This window comes from Variovorax sp. 10L426, assembly GCF_056395305.1.
In genome coordinates this window covers 1-485 of sequence record NZ_JBFTJF010000082.1, presented here as the reverse complement: position 1 = coordinate 485, position 485 = coordinate 1, and the positions used below count along the sequence as shown (strand labels likewise).

The following is a 485-nucleotide window of genomic DNA, read 5'->3' as shown; positions in this document are numbered from 1 at the left end:
GGGCTATCACCTGCTATGGCCGGGCTTTCCATCCCGTTCTGCTAACAATGCTGCTAAAGAGTACAAGGCTCTTCCCATTTCGTTCGCCACTACTTTGGGAATCTCGGTTGATTTCTGTTCCTGCAGCTACTTAGATGTTTCAGTTCGCCGCGTTCGCTTCCCTGACCTATGTATTCAGTCAGGGATGACCCATAAGGGCCGGGTTTCCCCATTCGGACATCTMCGGATCAAAGCTYGTTTGCCAGCTCCCCGWAGCTTTTCGCAGGCTACMRCGTCCTTCATCGCCTGTRATCGCCAAGGCATCCACCAYRTGCACTTRTTCRCTTGACCCTATAACGAGTGTGTCTCAATTGCTTGAGCGCACGTCGCTACAGGATGAGTTCTCGCRTTTGTGCCGTATTCCAAGTCATCTTTCGATCACTTTAAATACATTTYRGTTGATACAATCACAACCCGGTATCGCGTTGGATAATTCAGCGTCTCAT

The 485-nt window shown here is 49.8% G+C and carries 1 rRNA gene; it reads right to left on the bottom strand.

Annotated elements, in window-relative coordinates:
• Positions 1-330, bottom strand: a 23S ribosomal RNA gene (locus tag AC1DHL_RS29845); the annotation flags it as partial.
• Between the last annotated feature and the right edge of the window lie 155 nt (positions 331-485).